Genomic DNA, 18,730 nt, shown 5'->3' on the forward strand with positions numbered 1-18,730 from the left:
GCTCGCCGCCGGTAGACTTTGCCCCGGTCCCGCCCGTACGCACGAACGACCGAAGGAGTGCCGTGGCAGCCAATGACCGGGCAGCAGCTCCCGGCAGGACCGGTGGGGGAGGATCCGGTGCCGAGGGCCTGATGCGCGCCACGCTGAGCGCGGTGGCGCCCGGTACAGCCCTGCGCGACGGCCTTGAGCGGGTCCTGCGGGGCAACACCGGCGGACTCATCCTTCTCGGCATGGACAAGAACGTGGAACCGCTGTGCACCGGCGGCTTCGTCCTCGATGTGGACTTCACCGCGACGAGGCTGCGCGAGCTGTGCAAGCTGGACGGCGCGCTGATCATCGACAGCGACATCACCAAGATCGTCCGGGCGGGCGTCCAGTTGGTGCCGGACGCCTCGATCCCGACGGAGGAGACGGGCACGCGGCACCGCACGGCTCAGCGGATCTCCATCCAGACCGGATACCCGGTGGTCTCGGTCAGCCAGTCGATGCGGCTGATCGCGCTCTACGTTGACGGCCAGCGGCGCGTGCTGGAGGACTCGGCGGCGATCCTCTCCCGCGCCAACCAGGCCCTGGCCACCCTGGAGCGGTACAAGCTCCGGCTCGACGAGGTCGCCGGCACGCTCTCCGCCCTGGAGATCGAGGACTTGGTGACCGTGCGCGACGTCTCCGCCGTCGCACAGCGCCTCGAAATGGTCCGCCGCATCGCCACGGAGATCGCGGAGTACGTCGTGGAGTTGGGCACGGACGGACGGCTGCTCTCCCTCCAGCTCGACGAGTTGATCGCGGGCGTCGACCCGGAGCGCGAACTGGTGGCGCGCGACTATGTGCCGGAGCCGAGCGGCCGCCGCTCACGCACGGTCGGCATGGCCCTCAGCGAGCTGGACCGGCTGACACACTCCGAGCTGCTCGAACTGCCCACTGTGGCGCGGGCACTGGGCTACAGCGGCGCGCCCGAAACGCTGGACTCGGCGGTCTCCCCGCGCGGCTTCCGGCTGCTGGCGAAGGTGCCGAGGCTGCCGGGCGCCGTCATCGAGCGGCTCGTCGAACACTTCGGCGGCCTGCAGAAGCTGCTCGCGGCGAGCGTCGACGATCTTCAGACGGTCGACGGGGTGGGCGAGGCACGGGCCCGTTCGGTGCGGGAGGGCCTCTCGCGGCTCGCGGAGTCCAGCATTCTGGAGCGGTACGTCTAGGACACATGCCGGCCACGTCCAGGGCTACTGGACGGCTCGGCTCTCACCCGTCCCAGCGCGGTACGTCCGAGCGCGGTACGTCGCAGCACGGTATGTCGCAGGACTCAAGTTCCCAGGGCTGAAGGCCCCAGGACGGCGTGCGCCGGGGCGCTCAGGGGCGCGCGGCGCCATGGCGCGCGCATGCTGCCGCGGTCCCGTCCGGAGCCAGGGGCCCCCTATTTCAGTTCGAAGGAGGCGTCCAGTTTCTTCAGGCCGTTGACGTCGACCTCGACCTCGTATTCGCCGGCCTTGATCGAACCCTTCGCCGGCGTACCGCAGTTGGCGGCGCCGGCCTTGCGGTACCAGGTGAAGGTGTGGGTGGTGGTCCCGCTCGCGGGCAGCTGGAAGAGCGCCGGCTTCTCGTCGCGTACGCAGTCGTCGGAGGCCCAGATCTTCTTGCCACCGGCGTTCTTGATCGTGACGACCGACGCGGTGGCCCCCAGGTCGAGCTTGCAGGCGGTGCCGCGCTTGTTCTTGGCGATCAGCTCGAACTCCGGGTCCTCACCCGCCTCGTACTCCTCGTGCACGCTCCGCAGGGACACGGTGACGCCGGAGCCGCAGTCCGGCAGCTTGGAGTCGGCCGGCACGGCCACGCCTCCGCCGGAACCTCCGGAGCCACCCGAACCGGCGGAGCCCTCTCCGCCCCGGAGCCGCCGCCCGCGCTGTCACCGCCACCGGCCCCGGAACCAGCTGAGCCGCTGCCGCCGGGCTGCCAGCCCGAGCCGCCGTCCGGCCCCCCGCCGCCCGCTCCGCCGGAACCGCCGTCCTCGCCCCCGCTGCCGGAGGCGCCCTGGGAGTCGCCGCCCTCCGTCGACTCGTCGCGCCCGCCGGGGCGTTCGGTGACGGCCGGGCCGGAATCCGTCGGCCCCGGAGTGATCGTGCTGACGGGGGGCTTGCCGTCGTCGCCCTGGCCCTGGTTGCCGGTGTCACCGCCGCCCAGGCCGAGCGCCCAGACCGTCAGCAGAACCAGCAGCGCGACGATGGCAAGAGCAACTGCCCTTCGCCGCCAGTAGATGGAGGAAGGGAGGGGGCCGATCGGATTACGCAGTGATCCCACGCGGAAACCTTACGAGACAACACCGGCCCCAAAACCCCGTACCCGTCGCACGATGCGGCAACTTTTATGATGAACGCGCGGAACAGCCGTACTGGAATCGCGAAAGCCCTGCGCACAGACCGCTCATCGGCTGATGTGACGGCACGGCACGCCGGGTCCACCACCGTTCCGCATGCTTCGGCGCAGAGCCTCCCCCACGTCCGTACGCTGCGATCTCGGCTGCGCCACAGCCCACTTCGCACCTTCCAGCCTCAACTCGCCGCGCCGGCGGGGCATCAACGCGCGGCGGAGTCGGAGGCAAGAGTCTGAGGACCACACCCGTCGGCCGTGCGTCGCGTTTCCCGGGCGGCAGCTGCCGTGTCAGGATCGGTCCTGCCATGACTGCGACCACCGAGACCGTACCCTCCGAGCCCGAGCCCGGACCCGAGCCGGCAGAGACCTCCGGCTCCTTCGAGCAGACCGCCCGCGCCCTTCACTCCCCCGTCGTCGAATGGTTCGACGCGAACGCCCGAGACCTTCCATGGCGCCGCCCCGAGGCGGGCGCATGGGGGGTCATGGTCAGCGAGTTCATGCTGCAGCAGACACCCGTGAACCGGGTGCTGCCGGTGTACGAGCAGTGGCTCAGCCGCTGGCCGCGCCCCGCCGACCTCGCCGCCGAAGCGCCCGGTGAGGCCGTGCGCGCCTGGGGCCGCCTCGGCTACCCGCGGCGCGCGCTGCGCCTGCACGGTGCGGCAGCGGCCATAGCGGAACGGCACGGCGGCGACGTACCGCGCGAGCACGCACAGCTTCTCGCGCTGCCCGGAGTCGGCGAGTACACGGCTGCGGCCGTGGCCTCCTTCGCTTACGGGCAGCGGCACGCCGTTCTGGACACCAATGTGCGCCGTGTCTTCGCACGTTCGGTCAGCGGCCGGCAGTACCCGCCGAACGCCACCACCGCGGCGGAGCGCAAGCTGGCCCGCGCGATGCTCCCCGAGGACGAGGCGACGGCGGCACGCTGGGCCGCGGCGACGATGGAACTCGGCGCGCTCGTGTGCACCGCTCGCGCGCCTGACTGCTCGCGATGCCCCATCGCGCAGCTGTGTGCGTGGCAGCTCGCGGGCGCCCCCGAGCACGTCGACCCGCCGCGCCGCACCCAGACGTACGCCGGCACGGACCGGCAGGTACGCGGCAAGCTGCTTGCCGTGCTCCGCGAGGCGGTGACGCCGGTGCCGCAGTCCACGCTGGACCGCGTCTGGAACGACTCCGTCCAGCGTGCACGCGCCCTGGACGGGCTGGTGGCCGACGGCCTGGTCGAACCGCTGCCGGGCGGGGTCTACCGGCTGCCGCTCAGCTGACCCCGCCGGGCACCGGTGCCGGGAACGGCACCGGCGCCCGCGCCGGCGCCGGAACCGAAGACACCGACGACGTCAGGCGCGACGAGCGTCGTCGTCCGCCTCGTCGTTGACGCATCCGCTCCAGGGCTTGCTCATGTCCAGCCCTCCGAGCTCGTGCTGCTGAGTGAGCGAATACCAGTTGCCGGACGGGTCGCGGAAGAGAGCCTCGATGCCGTACGGGCGCTCCTGCGGCTCCTGGACGAACTCGACGCCCTTCGCCTTCAGCTCTGCGTACGTCGCGTGACAGTCGTCGGTGCTGAACACGCCGGCGCCGAGCGCACCCTTGTTGACCAGCTTCAGCACCGCTTCACGCGACTCCGGGTCCAGACCCGGCCCGTCCGGGCGCATCAGCGTGAGCTGCACGTCCGGCTGGCCGGGCGGGCTGACGGTGACCCAGCGCATGTCGCCCATGGACATGTCCATGCGCTCGGTGAAGCCGAGGGTCTCGACGAAGAACTTCTTGTCCCGCTCCTGGTCGGTGGACCAGACGGTGGCGATGGCCAGACTCTTGATCACGGCGGTCTCCGGATGTTCGCAGTGGCATGAACGAGCCGGGGAAAGGGGTGAGCGCTGTGCCCCGGCTCCGTTTCACCGTGTCACTGCGGCTCCCTGCGCGCTTCTCCGTTGTTGCGCTCTTGCCCCTCCGGCTGCTCTCCCGGCCGCCCGCCGGGCTGCTCGGCCACCCCGCCCGTGCTCTGCGGCAGCGGCACCCCCGGTGACGGCGGCCCATGAGCGGGGCCCTCCTTGAATCCGCCGGTGAAGAGCATCGCGTAACAGCCGGGGATCATCGCCGCTGCCCGCCGTCCGTGCCGCCTGCGGTATTCGGACGGGCTGGTGCCGGTCTGCTTCTTGAAGCGGGCCGAGAAGGTGCCGACGCTGGTGAAGCCCACCGCCATGCAGATCTCGGTCACCGACAGGTTCGCCGAGCGCAGCAGTTCCTCGGCCCGGTCGATGCGGCGACGGGCGAGGTACTGGCCCGGCGACTCCCCGTAAGCGGCCTTGAAGGCCCGGACGAAGTGATACCGGGAGTAGCCGGCGTACGACGCGACGGCGTCCAGATCGAGATCCGGGTCCGCCCAGTCGCGGTCCATGGCGTCCTTGGCCAGGCGCATCGCGCGCAGCCGTGCCATACCCGGGGTGTTCATGCGCTCAGGCTGCCACAGGGCGCCGACACCACACCCGGTCGTCCGAGGCCGTCCGGTGGTCCGGGGCCGTCCGGACAGACGGACGGGGCCGTGGCGGCCATATCGACCGCCACGGCCCCGCTTCCCGGCTCCGTGCGTCCACACCGGTCGGTGCGTCACACCGGTCCGGTCGTCACACCGTGACGCCGTGCGAACGCATGATCTCGACCGGCTCCTTGCCGGATCCGTAGTCAGGCGTGCTGCGGATCTCGAAGTGCAGGTGCGGACCGGACGAGTTGCCGGTCGAACCCGAGAGGCCGATCTTCTGGCCGGTCTTCACCTGCTGGCCGGACTTCACGTTCAGCTTCGAGAGGTGGGCGTACTGGGAGTACGTGCCGTTCTTGTGCTTGATCACGACGGCGTTGCCGTACGAGGAGCCGTCGCCGGCGCCGTTCGGGCCGGCCTTGACGACGGTGCCGCTGCTCACGGACTTCACGGGGGTGCCGGTCGGAACGGCGAAGTCCTGGCCGGAGTGCTTGCTCGACCAGCGGTCGCCGCCCTTGCCGAACCCGGCGCTCAGCTCGTACTTGCCGTCGACGGGCTTCGTCCAGGAGCCGGGCTTCTTCTTCGCCGGGTTCTTGCGGTCGGCATCCCGCGAACTCCGGTCGCTCTTGCTGTCCTTGCTGTCCTTCGCGCGCTGCTCTGCCTTCTTCTTGGCCAGGGCCTCCTTGTGCTGCTGGTCGGCCTGTGCGCGGGCCGACTCGGCGAGCTGAGACGCGGTGCCTGACGCGAAGACGTCGCTCTGCCCGTCCATGCTGACGGCGGCGGCCGAGCCCGCGCCCAGCAGCATCGAGGCGCCGATACCGGTCGCTATTACGGCGACCCTGGTACGGCCACGAGGCTTGTGCGCGTTCTTGGGCGTCTTCGACATACGGGTACTACCTCCGGAAATGGCTTGGGGGGACCCCGAAGGCGTGGGATCCATCGGGGGACAAATCATTGGTAACCCGCCTGATCCGGCATACCAAAGAGCGTTATTACTAATAGGGCCCGTACGGACAGAGCAGACAGCAAGGCACCCTTAAGGATTATTCGGACAGCACCCATGCGGAGGTGCGTCCGCGAGGCGCTCTGTGCAGGCGCCGTACCGGAGTGGGGAGGGGGTACGGAGCGGGCGGGGACCTTCGTCCCGTGCTGCTCCTAACCGCGCTCGTAGCGGCCTGACGGGCTGTGCCGCAGCTCACCCGGAAGGGAGCCGCAAGCCCGCTGCCGGGCGCCGGAATGTGACCCGCATCGCGTCACGGTGTGTGCGTGAGGGGGGCGGGTGCGTACATGTACGCGGCCCCTCCGCGACTCCCCAACTCCCGCGCCGGGCAGGCTTTCCTTCGCCTACGATCCGCCCATGGAGCCTGTCACGATCGCCACGCGCATGGCCTCCGCTGCGGTCGCGCCGATCGTCAAGAAGCTGTTCGTGCAGGAGGCCCCTGGCGCGGGCCTGACCGACAGGCCGGTCCGTATCTCCTCTCTCGTCTCCTTCAGGGGAGAGCAGCGCACCCTCGCTGCGAAGGACCTGCGCAAGCTGGCCGGGGAGTTGACCGAGCGTGCCGCTCAGGCGTCCGGGCCGCGTGAGGGACCAGGCGCCGAGACCAGGCGTGAGCTGGCCGACGCGCTGACGGCCGCGCTGCACAGCCTCGGCGATCTGGACATGGACGACGTGCAGGCCGTACGCCTCGGGCCGGAGGGCCTGGCGCGGCGGCTGACCCGCCCGCGCTCGCTCTCAGCCGGCGCCGAGGCGTACTTCGGCCCCCTGCTCAACACGGCCTGTCTGCACATCCTGGACTTCTTCAGCCGCCGTTCGACGTTCATCCCGCGCACCCTCACGGAGCAGACGCAGCAGCTCGACCGGCTTATCAGCGCCGCCGACCTCCTGCTCGAACGCGTTCCGGCGCGCTCGGCCGAGGACGCCCGCTTCGAGCAGCGGTACGCGGAGCACATCGCCCGCAAGCACGGCGAACTGACCATCTACGGGCTCGAATTGGGCCATGCCGGCCTTGCTCGCGAGTGGCGGCTCGATGCCGCGTACCTCCCGCTGGAAGCCACGCAGGACACGCCGGACCGGCGGGACGGGCGGGACGGGCGGGACGGGCAGACCGGACAGGGCGGCCAGGACGGCCAGGGCATACAGGGCGCCGGAGGCGCGGGAGAGCACGTCCCTGCGGGGGCGCCGGTGCCGGCCGACCGCGTCCTGGCCGGCCACCCGCGGGTGCTGCTGCGCGGCGGCGCCGGTTCCGGCAAGACCACGCTGATGCAGTGGCTGGCGGTGACCGCCGCCCGCCAGGCCTACGACGAGCAGATGACGCACCTGCTGGGCCGCGTCCCCTTCGTACTGCCGCTGCGCCGGATCGCCGCCGACGGTCTGCCGGACCCCGACCGGTTCCTGCACGCCGTACGCAGCAACCTCGCGGGGGCGCAGCCGGACGGCTGGGCCGGGCGGGTGCTGGCGGCGGGGCGTGCGCTGCTCCTGATCGACGGGATCGACGAGGTCCCGGCCGCCCGCCGGGCGGAGACCCGGCGCTGGCTGCGGGAGCTGTCGGGCGACTTCCCGGGAAATCTCTGGCTGGTGACGTCACGTCCGTCGGCCGTGCCGGAGAACTGGCTGGCCGAAGAGGGCTTCACGGAGCTGTCGCTCTCGCCGATGTCGCGCTACGACGTGGCCGCGTTCATCAACCGCTGGCACCGCGCCGCCGAGGCCGAACCCGAGCTGGCGGCGGGCCTCGTCACAGCGGTCCGCACCAACCCCGACCTGGGACGTCTCGCCGTCAACCCGCTCATGTGCGGCCTGCTGTGTGCACTGAACCGCGAGCGGCGCGGGTCGCTCCCGTACGGCCGCAGGGATCTCTACGACGCGGCGCTCTCCATGCTGCTGGAGGGACGCGACCGTGCGCGTTCCGTCCCTGTGCTCGCCGGGCTGCGCCTGACGAGGGACGCGCAGATCCAGCTGCTGCAGCGGCTGGCGCACTGGATGATCCGCAACGGCCGCTCGGAGATGGAAGAGGAGGACGCCGTAGCCCAGCTCGCCCGTTCGCTTCCGTGGACGGCGGGGACGGCAGGGACGGCGGCCGTCGACGCCACCCCGCGGGAGGTCTACAGACACCTGCTCGACCGCTCGGGTGTGCTGCGCGAACCGGCCGAGGGCCGGGTCGACTTCGTCCACCGCACCTTCCAGGACGCGCTGGGGGCCAAGGCCGCCGTCGAGGAGGGCGACTTCCCGTTGCTGCTCGACAACGCGCACAAGGACCAGTGGGAGGACGTGATCCGGATGGCGGTCGCGTACGCGCGGCCCATGGACCGCGCGAGGCTGCTGCGCGGGCTCGTCGCCCAGGTGCCGCACGAGACGGAGGCAGGGAGCGAGGGCGGGGACGAACGGCCCGGCGGCGTACGGAACTTGCTGCTCGCCGCGGCCTGCCTCGAGCATGCGACCGATCTGCCTCCGCAGGTGCGCGAGGAGGTCGCGGCGAGGACGTCGCCGCTCTTCCCGCCCCGCAGCATGGTGGCGGCGCGTCACGTGGCCGACATCGGAGGCCCGATGCTGCTGGGGCTGCTGCCCGGGCCGGAGGGGCTCACGGACGCCGAAGCCACGTGCGCGGTCGTGGCCGCGTCCCGTACGGGCACCGATGCCGCGCTGCCGGTGCTGGCCCGCTTCCGCGGCCACTCCTCGCTCGGTCTGCGGCGCCAACTGGTGTGGGCGTGGCACCGCTTCGACACCGACGAGTACGCGCGCGAGATCATCGCCCATCTCGACGAGACGGACCTGTACTTCACCGCGCACCACACGGATCACCTGCGCGCTCTGCGTGTCATGGGCGGCCGGGCACGCGTCCAGATCGTCGGCAGATACCACCCGGACCAGCTGGTCGAGCACCTCGATCCCGCCAGGCTGACGCATCTGTGGCTGCGGGACGGCTACGCGCGACGGGACGGGGAGGAGTGGCTGTCGGCCTTTCCCCGCCTGCACACGCTCGTCGTCCCGGAGACCACGCCCCGGTACGCGGCAACTCTCCCGTCCCACCTGACGGTTGTACGGGAGAGCGACCTCGGCGCCGCGGGCTGACGCGCCGTACGGACAGGACGGGGGCTCAGCGGGACGCGGCGGCGGGGAAGCGTACGGCCCACGGTTCCAGGGGCAGCGCCGCCGAGGTGATCACGGTGGACAGCGTGCGATACCAGCCGGCCAGAAGCAGCAACTCCACGAGGCGGGCGTCGTCGTAGATCTCCCGCAGCCGGTGCCAGGTGCCGCCGCTGACCGTGGCGTCGTCGAAGAGTTCGTCGACCGCGGTGACCAGCAGTCCGGTCCGCTCGTCGAAGGCGGGGGCGTCGGCCTGCTCGGTGACGAGTGCGTCGAGCGTGTCCTGGTCGAGGCCGACCGCCGGGCCGAAGAACACCGCGTGCACGCCCCACTCGTACTCGGCACCGGCGCGGGCGGTGATCCGGCTGATCACGACTTCCCGGTCGCGGGCAGGCAGCAGCCCCTTGTTGAGCAGGCCGGAGGCCATCGGGCGGACGCGTTCGGCCAGGTCCCGGTGGACGGCGAGCGCCCGGAAGAGGATGAGCGGTTCGAGGTCCGTGCCAGCCGGCATCAGCTTGGCCAGCAGCCGTTCCGTTGCCTCGTCGTACGGGGGTCCGACCGGCGTCATCCTCGGTCCACTGCTGGACGGAGCCGTTGTCCTGGGTGCCCGCTCCGGGTCGTCCTCGGGGGCGGGGGCGTTCCGGGGGGTGTTCTCCTGATCGTTCACCACAGAGCTCCTTCGCTACGTTTTCCGTAGCAGCCAGACTGCCCGCTACTCTTCCAGTAGCGCAAGAAGTGCGGGAAGGATGCGGGTCATGAGTGACGCGGAGCGGGACGAAGACGAACCTCTGCCGGGCAGGCGGGTACGCGGCTCGCAGACCGGGCGCCCGATCATGGCCGCGTTCGACCTCCTGGGCAGGCGTTGGACACTGCGGATCCTGTGGGAGCTGCGGCACGGTTCCGTGGGCTTCCGCGCCCTCCAGCAGCAGTGCGGCGACGTGTCTCCCACTGTGCTCAACAGCCGCCTCCGCGAGATGCGGGCCGCCGGGCTTCTGGAACAGGACGAATCCAGGGCGCACGGGCTCACACCGCTGGCCCGTGACCTCATCAGGGCACTCGCACCCCTCCAGGCGTGGTCGGAGCGCTGGGCGGAATCCCGGTCGGCAGACCAGGCCGCAGGCCGCCGCGAAGGGCGGAAGGAAGAAGACTGAACAGCTGGCGGGATTCAACGGCCACGGGATGCACGGGATTCAACCGGGCACGGACGTACGGGAGTTCGGCCACCAGTGCCCCGGCGGGTCCGTCCACGTAACGGTGCTGCCACGCCCGCGCCCATGGGCCGGTTCCCCCGTGGCCGAGCGGCGGCCCTCCCCAATAGGCTGAGCAGCAACGTGATCTGACGCACATTCCGCCGCCTACGACGCCGATACGCCCCAGCACCCGACCACCGACGAAGCTGCCAAGCCGGGAGTCCCCCAGCTCATGGAACAACCCGCCGTACGTCTCGCGTCCTATGCCGTCGAACCGCTCATCGGTCCTCTCCTCGTTCCGGCTTCCGTCGCCGCCGCCGTTCCGGTCTCCGGTTCCGGGCGGCTCTTGGCCCGTCTGGTCTCCTTCCGCGGAGAGGAGCCGGCGCTCGGCTGGGAGGAAGTGTTCGCTGCTGCGGGCGAGTTGGTCCGCCTGGGGCTGGGAACGGCCGGGCAGCGGCTGCCGGAGGGCGAGGAGGGCGGCGTGGCCGCCGTACTCGCTCGTTCGCTCTGGGTCATCGGCGACCTGGACACCACCGACACCGAGGCCGTGCAACTGGGCCCGCCCGCCTTCGCGGTGCGGCTGCACTCCGCCGTACCGGGTGCCGAACGTGAACTGTCCTCCGAAGCCGCCTGGTTCTACGACGAGTTGCTCGCGGCCGTATGTCTCCACTTCCTCCGTCTGCTGATCCAGCGCTCCCCCGGGCTCGCCGGACGGCTTCCCGACCGGTGTCACCACATCCGCGATCTCGTGGAGCTCGACGACACCGAGGCGCTGGCCGCCCGTGTCTCCCAACCCGCCCCTGAGGACGCCGAGTTCGAGGAGCGGTACCTGAGGTCCGTCGCCGAGCAGTACAACCGCGTCACCATCTACGGCATCGACCTGCCCAACCCCGACGCTCCCGACCACTGGTCCCTGGACGCGACCTACCTCAACCTCTCCGCGGAGTTCAGCTCCGACGGCGACGCGGACGAGGGCACCGCGGGCGGCGAGGACGCCGAGGCCGACGGCGGAGGCGCAGCCGGCCACGTGGAAGAGCCGGCAGAAGGAGACGGAGAAGGAGAAGGAGACCGAGAAGCGGAGGGACACGGTGACGGGACCGGGACCGGTTCCGAGACCGGAGCCGAAACCGCTTCCGAAGCCGGGCCCGCCGGTTCCGGCAGCGTCACCCCCGTGATGACCGCGGACCGGGCACTGGCGCGGCACAAGCGTGTGCTGCTGCGTGGGGTGGCGGGCTCCGGCAAGACGACCCTCATACAGTGGCTGGCCGTCTCCACGGCACGGGCCGCGCTGCCCGAGGAACTGCTTACGCTGCACGGCCGCATTCCCTTCGTGCTGCCCGTACGCCACTTCGCCGACGAGGGTTTCCCGTCCCCGGAGGAGTTCCTGACGGCCGTGCAGCATCCGCTCGCTGCGGAGGCACCCGAGGGCTGGGTCACGCGCGTACTCGCCGCGGAGCGGGGCCTGCTTCTCGTCGACGGCATCGACGAGGCGCCCGAGCCCCAACGCGAGGCGGTTCACGTCGAGTTGCGCCCGCTGCTTCGGAGGTACTCGGGCAACCTCTGCCTCGTCACCTCCCGTCCGCCGGCCGTGGACGCGGACTGGCTGGCCGAGGACGGCTTCACGGAAGTCACCCTCGCCCCCATGAACCGCGACCAGGTCTCAGCCTTCGTCACGGCATGGCACACCGCGGCCCGCACGGACGAGGGCAAGGACCATGCGCGGCTGAACGAATACAAGGACATGCTGCTGCGGTCCATCCCGCTCTTCCGTGAGCTGCGCGTACTCGCGACCAACCCACTGATGTGCGGCCTGATCTGCGCCCTCAACCGGGACAGGTCCGGGTCCTTACCCAAGGGCCGCCGGGAGCTGTACGACGCCGCGATGAAGATGCTGCTGGAGCGGCGTGATCCCGAACGGCAGGTGCACGCGGACACGATCGACCTGCCGCGGGCACCGCGCGAGACCCTGCTGCGGAAACTCGCCTACCGCATGCTGACCGACAAGCGCACCGTGCTCGATCATGCGACCGCGCTCGGCGAGATCGAACACCACCTCCCGGCCATCCCCAAGGTCGCCAGGCAGGGCGATCCCGGCGAGATCTTCGACCATCTGCTGGAACGCACGGGGCTGCTGCGTGAACAGGCCGACAGATCGGTGGAGTTCGTGCACCGCACGGTCCAGGACCATCTCGCGGCGAAGGAGGCCGTGGAGCGTGGCGATCTCGATCTGCTGCTGGAGCACGCACACGAGCCGGAGTGGGAGGAAGTGTTCCGCATGGCGGTCGCACACTCCCGCCCGGGCGAGTGCGCGACCCTGCTCCAGGGTCTGCTCGCGCCCGGCGCGCTGGGTATGAAGCGCAAACGGCGCCGGCTGCTGGCGGCGGCCTGCCTGGAGTACGTCACGGAACTGGACCCGGAGACCCACGCCCGCGTGCGTCGCGAGACGCAGAACATGGTCTCTCCGACGGACGACCGCGGAGCCCGCGGGCTGGGCTGGGTGGGCCCGATCGTGCTGGAGATGATCCCCGACCCCGCGAAGGTCCCGGACGAGAAGGCGTACCGGCTGGCCCTCACCGTGACGCGGATCGAGGACGATGCGGCAGTGGACTACCTGGCCCGGATGCGGGACCGCAAGTCGCTGAAGGTGCGGACCGAACTCGCCCGCGGCTGGCGCAACTTCGAGACCGAGCGGTACGCAGCCGAGGTCATAGCGCATCTCGATCCCGAAGGGCTCTTCTTCCCGGTCGCGGACCGGGCCGAGCTGAACGTGCTCGGAAAGCTGGGCGGCAGGGAACGGGTGAAGATCATCGGCCGGTTCACACCGGGCGAGCTCGTGGACGGGCTGGTGTCCGACCGGCTCACGCATCTGTGGATCGCCTACGACCTGGGCGCCGGCATGAAGATGGGATGGCTGAGCTCGTTCCCGTCGCTGACGACGCTCCGCGTGGATCCGCGTCTGCCTCCCGTCACAGGCGTACCCGAAGGCGTACGCGTCCTGGAGCACCCCGCGTGAACAGCGAGAAGCCCCCCGCCACAAGGTGACGGGGGACTTCTCGCTGTCGCTCAGCCCTGGGGCTGCGGGCTCACGCCTCCTTGGAGAGGTTGGGGCCGCCGCCCGCGGCGGACTCCACCGGAGGTGCGTCCGGCAGTGCGGCCTTCTCCTCACCGCGGAAGGTGAACTTCTTCTCCTCGTCCTCGCCCTCGGTGTCCACGACCACGATGTGACCGGGACGCAGTTCGCCGAAGAGGATCTTCTCGGAGAGCTGGTCCTCGATCTCGCGCTGGATCGTCCGGCGCAGCGGCCGGGCGCCCATCACCGGGTCGTAACCCCGCTTGGCGAGCAGCTCCTTGGCGTCCGTGCTCAGCTCCAGGCCCATGTCGCGGTCCTTGAGCCGCTCGTCCACCATCGCCAGCATCAGGTCGACGATGCGGATGATGTCCTCGCGGGTGAGCTGGTGGAAGACCACCGTGTCGTCGACACGGTTGAGGAACTCCGGGCGGAAATGCTGCTTCAGCTCGTCGTTGACCTTGGACTTCATCCGCTCGTAGCCGGCCTTGGTGTCACCCTGGCCGGCGAAGCCCAGGTTGAACCCCTTGGAGATGTCCCGGGTGCCGAGGTTGGTCGTCATGATGATGACCGTGTTCTTGAAGTCGACGACCCGGCCCTGGGAGTCGGTCAGACGGCCGTCCTCCAGGATCTGCAGCAGGGAGTTGAAGATGTCCGCGTGCGCCTTCTCGACCTCGTCGAAGAGGACCACGGAGAACGGCTTGCGGCGGACTTTCTCGGTCAGCTGACCGCCCTCTTCATACCCCACGTATCCGGGAGGCGAGCCGAACAGCCGGGAAACGGTGTGCTTCTCGCTGAACTCCGACATGTCGAGGGAGATCAGCGCCTCCTCGTCGCCGAAGAGGAACTCGGCGAGCGTCTTGGACAGCTCCGTCTTACCGACACCGGACGGGCCCGCGAAGATGAACGAACCGCCGGGACGCTTCGGGTCCTTCAGACCGGCCCGCGTACGCCGGATCGCCTGGGAGAGCGCCTTGATGGCGTCCTCCTGCCCGATGACGCGCTTGTGCAGCTCGTCCTCCATGCGCAGCAGACGCGAGGACTCCTCCTCGGTGAGCTTGAAGACCGGGATGCCCGTGGCCGTGGCCAGGACCTCCGCGATCAGCTCCTCGTCCACCTCGGCGACGACGTCCATGTCGCCGGCCTTCCATTCCTTCTCCCGCTTGGCCTTCTGCGCCAGCAGCTGCTTCTCCGTGTCACGGAGGGAGGCCGCCTTCTCGAAGTCCTGCGAGTCGATCGCGGACTCCTTGTCCCGGCGGACGTTCGCGATCTTCTCGTCGAACTCGCGCAGGTCCGGCGGCGCGGTCATGCGGCGGATACGCATCCGGGAGCCGGCCTCGTCGATCAGGTCGATGGCCTTGTCCGGCAGGAAGCGGTCCGAGATGTAGCGGTCGGCGAGCGTGGCCGCGCCGACCAGGGCGGCGTCCGTGATGGAGACGCGGTGGTGCGCCTCGTACCGGTCGCGCAGGCCCTTGAGGATCTCGATCGTGTGCGGCAGGGACGGCTCGGCGACCTGGATGGGCTGGAAGCGGCGCTCCAGGGCCGCGTCCTTCTCCAGGTGCTTGCGGTACTCGTCGAGCGTCGTGGCACCGATGGTCTGCAGCTCGCCGCGGGCCAGCATCGGCTTGAGGATGCTCGCCGCGTCGATCGCGCCCTCGGCGGCGCCCGCACCGACCAGCGTGTGCAGCTCGTCGATGAACAGGATGATGTCGCCGCGGGTGCGGATCTCCTTGAGCACCTTCTTCAGGCGCTCCTCGAAGTCACCGCGGTAGCGGGAGCCGGCGACCAGGGCGCCCAGGTCCAGGGTGTAGAGGTGCTTGTCCTTGAGGGTCTCGGGCACCTCGCCCTTGACGATCGCCTGGGCCAGGCCCTCGACGACCGCGGTCTTGCCGACGCCGGGCTCGCCGATGAGCACCGGGTTGTTCTTCGTACGGCGCGAGAGCACCTGCATGACCCGCTCGATCTCCTTCTCGCGCCCGATGACCGGGTCGAGCTTGGATTCGCGGGCGGCCTGCGTGAGGTTGCGGCCGAACTGGTCCAGGACAAGGGAGGTCGAGGGCGTGCCCTCGGCGGGGCCGCCTGCGGTGGCCGCCTCCTTGCCGCCGGAGTAGCCGGAGAGCAGCTGGATGACCTGCTGCCGCACCCGGTTCAGATCGGCGCCCAGCTTCACGAGGACCTGGGCGGCGACGCCCTCGCCCTCGCGGATCAGGCCGAGCAGGATGTGCTCCGTACCGATGTAATTGTGGCCGAGCTGAAGGGCCTCGCGGAGCGAGAGCTCCAGGACCTTCTTCGCACGGGGCGTGAAGGGGATGTGGCCCGAGGGCGCCTGCTGGCCCTGGCCGATGATCTCCTCCACCTGCTGACGGACCGCCTCGAGCGAAATCCCGAGGCTCTCCAGTGCCTTAGCGGCGACACCCTCACCCTCGTGGATCAGGCCCAGGAGGATGTGCTCGGTGCCGATGTAGTTGTGGTTGAGCATCCGGGCTTCTTCCTGAGCCAGGACGACAACCCGCCGCGCGCGGTCGGTGAACCTCTCGAACATCGTTAATCGCTCCTCAGAGCGGTCAGGCAGGAAGGGGACGCTCCCCTCTCTGTCCTTCCGCAGCTTAGTCCCGCAAGCGGGGACCGCTCATTCCATCTGCCGACTCCGGCCCGGCTGCGCCGACGGCCGGCCACGCTCCCGAGGGAAGCACAGTCGGGCCTCCTTCCCCGAACAGCCGACAACAGTTCCAACCCGATGGTGCGAGACGATGTTCCCGCAGGCCAGGCGTATCCACGCTGATTCCCTACGCCCACGGCGAACGGCCCTTGGCCGAAACGCTCCCGGTTCGCCGGCATCGCCCTTCACACCCCCGTGTCACCAGGTCTTTGTGCTGCTGACCCGCCTGAAGCAGGCCGGCACCGACCTCAGAACCTTCTTACCCGCTCGTACTGACACTCCATGCCGGGATTGTCGGAGTCGGCTCAACGCATCCGCTGTGGGCGAACAGCCTTGCACCTGGCGCTTCCGTCGCCGTCACGCAGTGCGCACACCCGGGCACACAGCGGGAGCGCGCAAGTGTAGCCGGGCATCAACACCGCGTAACCAGTAGGGGGTTCGTCAGTTGCTCCAGGCGTGAACGGCGTGAACTTCGCGACTCCCCGGCATCAGGCGCACTCGGACGCGCCTGAGTGCGCGCGGGGGTACGACGCGCTGGTGCTGGCCGCGGAGGCCGGGCTGGCGCTGCTGCGGCGCCCCGGCGTACGTACCGGACCGGTCGCCTACGACCGCGAGAGCGGATGCGTCCAGCTGCTCGTCCCGGAAGGCAGCGCAGAGGAATTGCCGGGACTGCTGGAGTGGCTCGAATGGGGCGGCATCGAACTGGGCCTGGCGGGCCGCGCTCCTTACGACCCTCGGGAGGCCGCTGTGTGGCTGCGGCCTCCCGAGCCGGGGCGTGAGGCGGATCGCGTCGATCTCGTACGGCTGGTCAGCGCGGCGGCGACGGAATGCCACCGGGCGCGGCTGCGAAGCACCGCACGTAAGTCCCGGGATCAGCCGTTGGCCTTCTCGTAAGCCTCTCGGATATTGGCCGGAACGCGGCCGCGGTCGTTGACCTCGTAACCCTGATCCTTGGCCCACGCGCGGATCTTCGCGGTGTCCTGACTGCTGCCGCCGCCGGAGGCGCGGCCCTTTCCGCGCGCCGAACGGCCACCGGTGCGGCGGCCACCCTTCACATAGGGCTCGAGCACCGTACGGAGCTTGTCCGCATTAGAGGTGGAGAGGTCGATCTCGTAGGACTTCCCGTCCAGAGCGAACGTCACCGTCTCGTCGGCCTCGCCGCCCTCGAGGTCGTCGACCAGAAGAACCTGAACCTTCTGCGCCACCGCATACTCCCATTCGTCATCGATAACTCGATTACTGATACTGACGAAGAAAGCAAACCGCTTTTCGGGGAGAAACACAAACCCTCGGTTGAGTTTGTCCGGTCCACCGGCGGGATTGGCGGGATCTTTCGGACAAAGCGACTCCGTCATCCCTCGGCGAGTGGCTCGGCGCGGTCACCGTGCCGTCACTCAGAGATGCAGAAGCATGCGGCTGTTGCCCAAGGTGTTCGGCTTCACTCGTTCGAGACCGAGGAACTCTGCCACGCCCTCGTCAAAGGAACGCAGCAGTTCGCTGTAGACATCGCCGTCGACCGGCGTCTCACCGATCTCGGTGAAGCCGTGCCTGGTGAAGAAGTCGACTTCGAAGGTGAGACAGAAAATGCGCCGCACACCCAGCCAGCGTGCCGTGTTCAGCAGCTTCTCCAACAGGAGATGGCCCACGCCGGTGCCCTTGAGCGCGGGATCCACTGCCAGCGTCCTGACCTCGGCAAGGTCCTCCCACATCACATGGAGAGCACCGCACGCGACCACCTCGGCGTCATGATCGCGTTCCGCGACCCAGAACTCCTGAATGTCCTCGTAAAGGGTGACCGTGGCTTTGTCGAGCAGGATGCGGTCGCGCGAGTAGGCATCGATGAGGCGTTGCACAGCGCGCACATCTGCCGTCCGTGCACGGCGAACGGTGACTTCTGATACGGAAGGGGATGCTGACGCCATGAACGGACGCTATCGCCCTCGCCGAAGGCACTGCTCTCCGGGTCCGTGACGTTCCGGCGGCGTTCGGCCGGGGCTTCCTCGGGCCTTCCGCCGGCCTTCTGCGGGTCTTCCGTCCGGGCGTTCAGGGCGGCCTTCCGGGGAGCGTTCCGCTTCGGGTTCCGGTGCGCGTTCCGTTCCGGCTGCCGGTTCTGCGGCTTCGGGGGTTCCGCGAGTTCAGCGGGGATCCGCCGGTTCGCGCCTTCGGTTTCCTTCGGGGAGTTCGGCGGCTAGTGACTCTCGCGCGGCGCTCTCTCCGGAGCATCGACATGCACATCGTTCAGCTGTACGACGCGCAACGCATCGCGGACGGCATCGAGCTGTTCCGGAGTCATCCGGCCGAAGAACTCCACGAGAGCCGCTGCCGCGTTGTCACTCGACGCCCAGGCTTCGTTCATCAGTGCGGCGGAGTACGCGGCACGCGTCGAGACCGGCTCATATCGATAGGCACGGCCTTCTTGGCGTCTCCGCAGCCAGCCCTTCTGATGGAGGTTGTCCATTACGGTCATGACCGTCGTGTACGCGATGGACCGGTCGTCCCGCAGATCCTCCAGGACTTCCCGCACCGTCACCGGACGGTTCCACCGCCATACACGCGTCATGACGGTGTCTTCCAACTCTCCCAATGGCCGAGGCACGCCGTGAATAATAGTCGGAGATGTCCCGAATACCGCAGGGGAGAGCCCGGATCAGCTGTCTTTCTTCTGGCGCACGCTCTCCGCGCGGGCGAAGGCGGCGTCCACGGCGGCGTCTTCCTTGGCCTTGTTCGCGCCACCCTGGCTCTTCACGATCGTCATGATGAGAGCGGTGAATGCGACCGCCATCACGACCGGCGGGGTCAGTGCCGCGATGTAGTCCATGCCTTTCGTGCCTCCTTCGCCAGCAGGCCTCCAGCCTACGGCAGGGCCTCGCGGCGCCCGCGAGCGGCCACGGGGCGGCCCCTGGTC

At 69.6% G+C, this 18,730-nt stretch carries 16 protein-coding genes; 6 read left to right on the plus strand and 10 right to left on the minus strand.

Annotated features, from left to right (window positions below; translation table 11 throughout):
• Positions 1 to 62 precede the first annotated feature (62 nt).
• Positions 63 to 1,190: a DNA integrity scanning diadenylate cyclase DisA gene (gene disA, locus ACSMXX_RS13010; protein ID WP_473184183.1), complete on the plus strand. Its 1,128-nt coding sequence runs from the start codon at positions 63 to 65 to the stop codon at positions 1,188 to 1,190.
• 215 nt (positions 1,191 to 1,405) lie between these two features.
• On the opposite strand, the gene ACSMXX_RS13015 is transcribed toward disA, so the two are convergent.
• Positions 1,406 to 1,816 carry a hypothetical protein gene (locus tag ACSMXX_RS13015; RefSeq protein ID WP_473184184.1) on the minus strand — a complete coding sequence of 137 codons (411 nt, stop codon included), beginning with the start codon at positions 1,814 to 1,816 and terminating at the stop codon, positions 1,406 to 1,408.
• An 847-nt stretch (positions 1,817 to 2,663) separates the two neighbouring features.
• Here ACSMXX_RS13015 and ACSMXX_RS13020 point away from each other — a divergent pair.
• Positions 2,664 to 3,620, plus strand: a complete 957-nt coding sequence (locus ACSMXX_RS13020) for an HhH-GPD family protein (RefSeq protein WP_473184185.1) — start codon at positions 2,664 to 2,666, stop codon at positions 3,618 to 3,620.
• A gap of 72 nt (positions 3,621 to 3,692) precedes the next feature.
• On the opposite strand, the gene ACSMXX_RS13025 is transcribed toward ACSMXX_RS13020, so the two are convergent.
• The 3 genes from ACSMXX_RS13025 to ACSMXX_RS13035 all read right to left on the minus strand — a co-directional run bounded on the left by ACSMXX_RS13025 (position 3,693) and on the right by ACSMXX_RS13035 (position 5,714).
• Positions 3,693 to 4,175, minus strand: coding sequence for a VOC family protein (locus ACSMXX_RS13025; protein WP_473184186.1), 483 nt, complete (start codon positions 4,173 to 4,175; stop codon positions 3,693 to 3,695).
• Between the two features lie 80 nt (positions 4,176 to 4,255).
• Complete coding sequence (locus tag ACSMXX_RS13030) at positions 4,256 to 4,804, minus strand: helix-turn-helix transcriptional regulator (RefSeq protein WP_473184187.1); 549 nt, start codon at positions 4,802 to 4,804, stop codon at positions 4,256 to 4,258.
• A 172-nt stretch (positions 4,805 to 4,976) separates the two neighbouring features.
• Positions 4,977 to 5,714 carry a M23 family metallopeptidase gene (locus ACSMXX_RS13035; protein WP_473184188.1) on the minus strand — a complete coding sequence of 246 codons (738 nt, stop codon included), beginning with the start codon at positions 5,712 to 5,714 and terminating at the stop codon, positions 4,977 to 4,979.
• 471 nt (positions 5,715 to 6,185) lie between these two features.
• On the opposite strand from ACSMXX_RS13035, the gene ACSMXX_RS13040 reads away from it, so the two are divergent.
• Positions 6,186 to 8,894, plus strand: a complete 2,709-nt coding sequence (locus ACSMXX_RS13040; RefSeq protein ID WP_473184189.1) for an NACHT domain-containing protein — start codon at positions 6,186 to 6,188, stop codon at positions 8,892 to 8,894.
• 25 nt (positions 8,895 to 8,919) lie between these two features.
• Here ACSMXX_RS13040 and ACSMXX_RS13045 read toward each other — a convergent pair whose 3' ends face one another.
• Positions 8,920 to 9,576, minus strand: coding sequence for a carboxymuconolactone decarboxylase family protein (locus ACSMXX_RS13045; protein ID WP_473184190.1), 657 nt, complete (start codon positions 9,574 to 9,576; stop codon positions 8,920 to 8,922).
• An 88-nt stretch (positions 9,577 to 9,664) separates the two neighbouring features.
• Between ACSMXX_RS13045 and ACSMXX_RS13050 the strand changes: the two genes are divergently transcribed.
• Together ACSMXX_RS13050 and ACSMXX_RS13055 are read left to right on the plus strand one after the other, a co-directional pair.
• A complete protein-coding gene (locus tag ACSMXX_RS13050; protein WP_473184191.1) occupies positions 9,665 to 10,060 on the plus strand; it encodes a winged helix-turn-helix transcriptional regulator in 396 nt (131 codons plus the stop codon).
• A 271-nt stretch (positions 10,061 to 10,331) separates the two neighbouring features.
• Entirely contained in the window at positions 10,332 to 13,112 is a 2,781-nt protein-coding gene (locus ACSMXX_RS13055; RefSeq protein WP_473184192.1) for an NACHT domain-containing protein, read from the plus strand.
• 70 nt (positions 13,113 to 13,182) lie between these two features.
• Here ACSMXX_RS13055 and ACSMXX_RS13060 read toward each other — a convergent pair whose 3' ends face one another.
• On the minus strand, positions 13,183 to 15,708 hold the full coding sequence (locus ACSMXX_RS13060; RefSeq protein WP_473184193.1) for an ATP-dependent Clp protease ATP-binding subunit: 2,526 nt from the start codon (positions 15,706 to 15,708) through the stop codon (positions 13,183 to 13,185).
• Between the two features lie 582 nt (positions 15,709 to 16,290).
• Between ACSMXX_RS13060 and ACSMXX_RS13065 the strand changes: the two genes are divergently transcribed.
• Positions 16,291 to 16,719 carry a hypothetical protein gene (locus ACSMXX_RS13065; RefSeq protein WP_473184194.1) on the plus strand — a complete coding sequence of 143 codons (429 nt, stop codon included), beginning with the start codon at positions 16,291 to 16,293 and terminating at the stop codon, positions 16,717 to 16,719.
• On the opposite strand, the gene ACSMXX_RS13070 is transcribed toward ACSMXX_RS13065, so the two are convergent.
• The 4 genes from ACSMXX_RS13070 to ACSMXX_RS13085 all read right to left on the minus strand — a co-directional run bounded on the left by ACSMXX_RS13070 (position 16,698) and on the right by ACSMXX_RS13085 (position 18,643).
• A complete protein-coding gene (locus ACSMXX_RS13070) occupies positions 16,698 to 17,030 on the minus strand; it encodes a histone-like nucleoid-structuring protein Lsr2 (protein WP_070009461.1) in 333 nt (110 codons plus the stop codon). The two genes, ACSMXX_RS13065 and ACSMXX_RS13070, sit on opposite strands and share 22 nt — an antisense overlap.
• Positions 17,031 to 17,219: 189 nt before the next feature.
• Positions 17,220 to 17,747: an amino-acid N-acetyltransferase gene (locus ACSMXX_RS13075; protein WP_473184195.1), complete on the minus strand. Its 528-nt coding sequence runs from the start codon at positions 17,745 to 17,747 to the stop codon at positions 17,220 to 17,222.
• Between the two features lie 266 nt (positions 17,748 to 18,013).
• A complete protein-coding gene (locus ACSMXX_RS13080; protein WP_473184196.1) occupies positions 18,014 to 18,421 on the minus strand; it encodes a BlaI/MecI/CopY family transcriptional regulator in 408 nt (135 codons plus the stop codon).
• 51 nt (positions 18,422 to 18,472) lie between these two features.
• Positions 18,473 to 18,643, minus strand: coding sequence for a hypothetical protein (locus tag ACSMXX_RS13085; RefSeq protein WP_473184197.1), 171 nt, complete (start codon positions 18,641 to 18,643; stop codon positions 18,473 to 18,475).
• Between the last annotated feature and the right edge of the window lie 87 nt (positions 18,644 to 18,730).

It is taken from the genome of Streptomyces sp. DSM 116795, from assembly GCF_055792905.1.

What these genes read in the sequence shown, in the direction of transcription:
- ACSMXX_RS13040 (WP_473184189.1), top strand. Translation starts at nt 6,186, where the DNA reads ATGGAGCCTGTCACGATCGCCACGCGCATGGCCTCCGCTGCGGTCGCG.
- ACSMXX_RS13030 (WP_473184187.1), bottom strand. Translation starts at nt 4,804, where the DNA reads ATGAACACCCCGGGTATGGCACGGCTGCGCGCGATGCGCCTGGCCAAG.
- ACSMXX_RS13055 (WP_473184192.1), top strand. Translation starts at nt 10,332, where the DNA reads ATGGAACAACCCGCCGTACGTCTCGCGTCCTATGCCGTCGAACCGCTC.
- ACSMXX_RS13035 (WP_473184188.1), bottom strand. Translation starts at nt 5,714, where the DNA reads ATGTCGAAGACGCCCAAGAACGCGCACAAGCCTCGTGGCCGTACCAGG.
- ACSMXX_RS13060 (WP_473184193.1), bottom strand. Translation starts at nt 15,708, where the DNA reads ATGTTCGAGAGGTTCACCGACCGCGCGCGGCGGGTTGTCGTCCTGGCT.
- ACSMXX_RS13075 (WP_473184195.1), bottom strand. Translation starts at nt 17,747, where the DNA reads ATGGCGTCAGCATCCCCTTCCGTATCAGAAGTCACCGTTCGCCGTGCA.
- ACSMXX_RS13050 (WP_473184191.1), top strand. Translation starts at nt 9,665, where the DNA reads ATGAGTGACGCGGAGCGGGACGAAGACGAACCTCTGCCGGGCAGGCGG.
- ACSMXX_RS13020 (WP_473184185.1), top strand. Translation starts at nt 2,664, where the DNA reads ATGACTGCGACCACCGAGACCGTACCCTCCGAGCCCGAGCCCGGACCC.
- ACSMXX_RS13085 (WP_473184197.1), bottom strand. Translation starts at nt 18,643, where the DNA reads ATGGACTACATCGCGGCACTGACCCCGCCGGTCGTGATGGCGGTCGCA.